The sequence below is a fragment of the uncultured Salinisphaera sp. genome (genome assembly GCF_964012375.1).
Lineage (GTDB): Bacteria > Pseudomonadota > Gammaproteobacteria > Nevskiales > Salinisphaeraceae > Salinisphaera.
The window spans coordinates 1-4142 of record NZ_CAXGSH010000159.1 but is presented as its reverse complement, the minus strand read 5'-3'; the positions used below and the strand labels follow the sequence as shown (position 1 = coordinate 4142).

Below are 4142 nucleotides of genomic sequence, written 5' to 3'. Positions count from 1 at the left end.
GATATGCCCCACGCCGCCCGCGCCGCCGTGGATGAGCACATGATCGCCCGGCGCGATCCGGGTGCGGTCGACCATCGCTTCCCAGGCGGTGATCGTCACCAGCGGCAGGGCCGCGGTTTCGCGCCAGTCCAGAGCCTCCGGCTTGAAGGCCATGAAGTCGGCATCGACGGCGATATATTCGCCGTAGGCGCCGCCGCGCCCGCGCAGTCCGCCGGCACAGCCATAGACGGCATCGCCTTTCTTGAAGCGGGTGACGCCTTCGCCGACAGCTTCGACCACGCCGGCCACGTCACAGCCGAGCACGCCCGGCAGTTCCGGCGCGATGGGCGGGCCGGCAGCGCGCAGTTTGGTGTCGACCGGGTTCACGCTGGAGGCGATCTGGCGCACCAGCAGCTGACCCGGGCCGGGTGTCGGCGTGTCGATCTCGGCGGCTTCGAACACGTCGGGGGCGCCGAATTCGCGAATGAGCTGAACCTGCATATGGGCTCCTGAAAGCGATTGAATCATTGACGATGCAACGATACGCCATCGTGGCGCCTGACTCAGCCCGGGGCGTAGGCGCGTCGGGGCGCAAGGCGCTAAACTGCGCGCTTTGCCCGCCGCGCAGAGTCGAGTCGATGAGTATCAAATCCGATAAGTGGATCCGCCGCATGGCCGCCGAGCACGGCATGATCGAGCCGTTCGAGCCGGGCCAGGTCAAGGAAAACGAGACCGGACGGATCGTGTCCTACGGCGTCTCCAGCTACGGCTACGACGTGCGCTGCTCGCCGCATTTCAAGATATTCACCAACATCAACACGGCGGTCGTGGATCCGAAAGCCTTCGACGAGAAGAGCTTTCAGGATTTCGAGGGCGATACCTGCATCATCCCGCCCAACTCCTTCGCGCTGGCCTCGACGGTGGAATATTTCCGTATTCCGCGCAGCGTGCTCACGATCTGTCTGGGCAAGTCGACCTATGCCCGCTGCGGTATTATCGTCAACGTGACGCCGCTGGAGCCGGAATGGGAAGGCCACGTCACCCTGGAGTTTTCCAACACCACCACGCTGCCAGCCAAGATATACGCCAACGAAGGCGTGGCCCAGATGCTGTTCCTGGAATCGGACGAAGTCTGTGAGACGTCCTACAAGGATCGCGGCGGCAAGTACCAGGGCCAGCGCGGCGTTACCCTGCCGCGCACCTGAGCGTACGCGCCGGTACTAGCGTTCGAGCGCGGTAAGCTGCATGCGGAAAACGCCGGTCTTGGGTTTTTCGTGCTCGACCTGTACCGGAATCCAGTCGGCGTTGCGGGCCAGCCAGAAACGCAGGCCGCGCTTGGGGTCGTCCACGCGTTCGATCTTGAGCGTGTCGTAGCGCCCGGCCGGGGTCTTGATACGGCCGCCGTCGCTGGCGCGCAGGCGATAGGTTTTCTGTTTCTTTTCGTCGATCAGGGCGAAATCGCGCTCGCCGGCGGTATCCGGATTCGCGGCGGCCGCGACCCAGCGGCGGGCGGCGAACTGGATTGAAAGCGGATCGAAGGCGCTATCGCCCAGGGCCATGGTCTTGCTCTCGCCGGCTTCGCTGCGATAGGTGACTTCGTGCTGCGACCAGTCGAATTCCAGGCTGTAGCTGTCCTCGGCGTTGCCTTCCATATGATGGGAAAAGCGCTGCGGCCGCACGGTGCCGTCTTCGATACAGAAACGGCTTTCGTCGATGACCTGACCGACGAATACGCGCACGACGGCATTCGGGTTGGCTTCGCCCCGGAACACGTAGCAGTCGTCGCCGTCGCGGGTGAGCGAAAAACGTGTGGTGCCCAGCGCGACGGCACCGCGCTTGACCTTGAACTGGGCATCGAAGGTTTGCATGACATCGGCTCCGGCAACGGGGGAAACAAACAGGGCGGTCAGCAGCAGACACAGCGCCAGGCCACGCCTGCGGTAGCGATCAGGTAACGGCGAGCCGGTCGTATTGGTCATGGGGGCAGTCTTCCTGCAGGCGCTGGTCACGCCAGACCACGCCGTCCTTGAAAAACACGCGCCCGGCAACGAGTTCGGCGAGTACGGCCGGGTAGAGCCGCTGCTCGACTTCGGTCATGACCCGCTCGGCCAGGGTTTCGGGGGTGTCGTCGGCGGCGACGGCAATACTGCCCTGGCGGATGGTCGGGCCGTCGTCCAGGTCGGGCGTGACGAAATGTACGCTCGCGCCGTGGCGGGCGTCCCCGTTCGACAACGCGCGCTCGTGGGTGTTCAACCCTTTGTAGCGCGGCAGCAGCGACGGATGGATATTGATCAGCTTCGCTTCGAAGCGTTCCACGAACGCCTGACTGAGAATACGCATGAAGCCGGCCAGTACCACCCAGTCCGGGCGGGCCGCGGCGATGCGGGCCGCCAGCGCGCGGTCGAAATCCTCGCGGTGCTTGAAGCCGCCGGCTTCGATGCATACGCAGTTGAGCCCGGCCAGTCGTGCGATCTGCATGCCCGGCGCGTCGGCGCGGTTGCTGATCACCAGCGCGATCTCGGCGGCGAGTTCGCCGGCCTCGATCGCCTGAATGATCGCCTCCAGATTGCGTCCGCGTCCGGAGATCACCACCACCAGGCGCGGGGTGTGCTTGCCGCTGTTCTCGGTTCGACTACTCAAACCAGGCGTACGGCGTCGTCGGTGGCGTGTTCGCGGGCGTGGATACGACCGAGTTCGAACACCTGCTCGCCCGCGCCGGTGAGCACATCGATGGCCTGGGCCACCTGGTCGGCCGGAACCACCACGCAGTAGCCGATCCCGCAGTTGAAGGTGCGATCCATTTCCGCGGCGCTGACATTGCCCGCCTCGGCCAGCCAGTCGAACACCGCCGGGCGCGTCCAGGCGCTGCGTTCGATGGTCGCCGCCAGATGTTCGGGGATCACCCGGGCGAAGTTCTCGGCCAGGCCGCCGCCGGTGATATGGGCCATGGCCTGTACGTCGACTTCGGCCAGCAGGGCCTGAATCGCTTTCACGTAGATCCGCGTGGGCGCGAGCAGTGCATCGGCCAGGCTGTGCTCGCCCAGTCGGGTCTCCAGGGTGGCGCCGGCCACGTCGAGAATACGGCGTACCAGCGAATAGCCGTTGGAGTGGGCGCCGGACGAGGCCAGGCCGAGTACCACGCTGCCTTCGCCCATGCGGCTGCCGTCGATGCGTTTGTCGTATTCGACCACGCCCACGCAGAAGCCCGCCAGGTCGAAATCGCCGCTGGCGTACATGCCCGGCATTTCGGCGGTTTCTCCGCCAATCAGCGATGCACCCGCCTGACGACAGCCTTCGGCGATGCTCTTGATCACCGGCGCGGCCACCGCGGCATCCAGATGGGCGGTGGCGTAATAGTCGAGAAAGAACAGCGGCTCGGCGCCGGTCACCAGCACGTCGTTCACGCACATCGCGACCAGGTCGATACCGATGCCGTCGAAGCGCCGGGCGTCGATTGCCAGGCGCAGCTTGGTGCCCACGCCGTCGGTGCCGGACACCAGTACCGGGCGCCGGTAGCGATCCACCGGCAGTTCGAACAGGCCGCCGAAACCGCCCAGACCGCCGATCACTTCCGGCCGGCGCGTGGCCTCGACCGGCTCGCGTATTTCGTCGACCAGGCGGTTGCCGGCATCGATATCCACGCCGGCATCGGCGTAGGTCAGGGTAGGACGTTGGCTCACGTGAAGTCGCTCGCGGTTGCAGGAGATTGGGCCCGTGGCGGCGGGCAGCGCATGTTATTGTAACGCGGGTGTACGGCCGTATTGCCAGCGCTGCGGCTCGTAGCCTGAGTGGCGTGCCTTGCGCAGCGCGGTCGCCACCCAGCCCGTGCCCCGCGCGTCGCCGGGCACGGGTGGCGGGTCGTGCGCCCGGACCGGTTTTCATCGTCGTTTTCATGCCGAGGTATTCGTGCGACACCACTGGATTGACGAGCGCCGCGCCTGCGCGGGCCGCGCGACCGGCCGATCGATGATCGATACGAGCGGGGCGCGCTCATGATCAAGAGCCAGCGCAACGTCGCGATCGGCGTATTCGCGTTCATCGCACTCACCCTCTGGTTGCTGGGCTCGATTCTCACCCCGTTTCTGATCGGCGCCGGGCTGGCCTATGTGTGCGACCCGATCGTCGACCGGCTTGAGACGCTGCGGCTGTCGCGCACCAGCGGC

Annotated in this window: 5 protein-coding genes; 1 reads left to right on the top strand and 4 read right to left on the bottom strand. The window is 65.8% G+C overall.

Annotated features, from left to right (window positions below):
• A partial coding sequence (locus tag ABNU97_RS17355) for an alcohol dehydrogenase catalytic domain-containing protein (protein WP_348767921.1) occupies positions 1-480 on the bottom strand: 480 nt, incomplete at its 3' end.
• 137 nt (positions 481-617) lie between these two features.
• Between ABNU97_RS17355 and dcd the strand changes: the two genes are divergently transcribed.
• Positions 618-1184: a dCTP deaminase gene (gene dcd / locus ABNU97_RS17350; protein WP_348767920.1), complete on the top strand. Its 567-nt coding sequence runs from the start codon at positions 618-620 to the stop codon at positions 1182-1184.
• 15 nt (positions 1185-1199) lie between these two features.
• Here the strand turns inward: dcd and ABNU97_RS17345 are convergent, their stop codons facing one another.
• Genes ABNU97_RS17345 through purM form a run of 3 tightly spaced genes read right to left on the bottom strand, consistent with a single transcriptional unit; the run spans position 1200 to position 3659 of the window.
• The gene (locus ABNU97_RS17345) at positions 1200-1958 is read right to left on the bottom strand and encodes a DUF3108 domain-containing protein (protein WP_348767919.1); all 759 of its coding nucleotides are present in this window, start codon (positions 1956-1958) and stop codon (positions 1200-1202) included.
• Positions 1927-2619: a phosphoribosylglycinamide formyltransferase gene (gene purN, locus ABNU97_RS17340; protein ID WP_348767918.1), complete on the bottom strand. Its 693-nt coding sequence runs from the start codon at positions 2617-2619 to the stop codon at positions 1927-1929. The genes ABNU97_RS17345 and purN overlap by 32 nt, the downstream gene beginning before the upstream one ends.
• The gene (purM, locus tag ABNU97_RS17335) at positions 2616-3659 is read right to left on the bottom strand and encodes a phosphoribosylformylglycinamidine cyclo-ligase (RefSeq protein WP_348767917.1); all 1044 of its coding nucleotides are present in this window, start codon (positions 3657-3659) and stop codon (positions 2616-2618) included. The genes purN and purM overlap by 4 nt, the downstream gene beginning before the upstream one ends.
• Positions 3660-4142: the final 483 nt, after the last annotated feature.

Bases quoted from the DNA above. Each gene is read 5' to 3' on its own strand.
- dcd (WP_348767920.1), top strand. From the start codon at position 618: ATGAGTATCAAATCCGATAAGTGGATCCGCCGCATGGCCGCCGAGCAC.
- ABNU97_RS17345 (WP_348767919.1), bottom strand. From the start codon at position 1,958: ATGACCAATACGACCGGCTCGCCGTTACCTGATCGCTACCGCAGGCGT.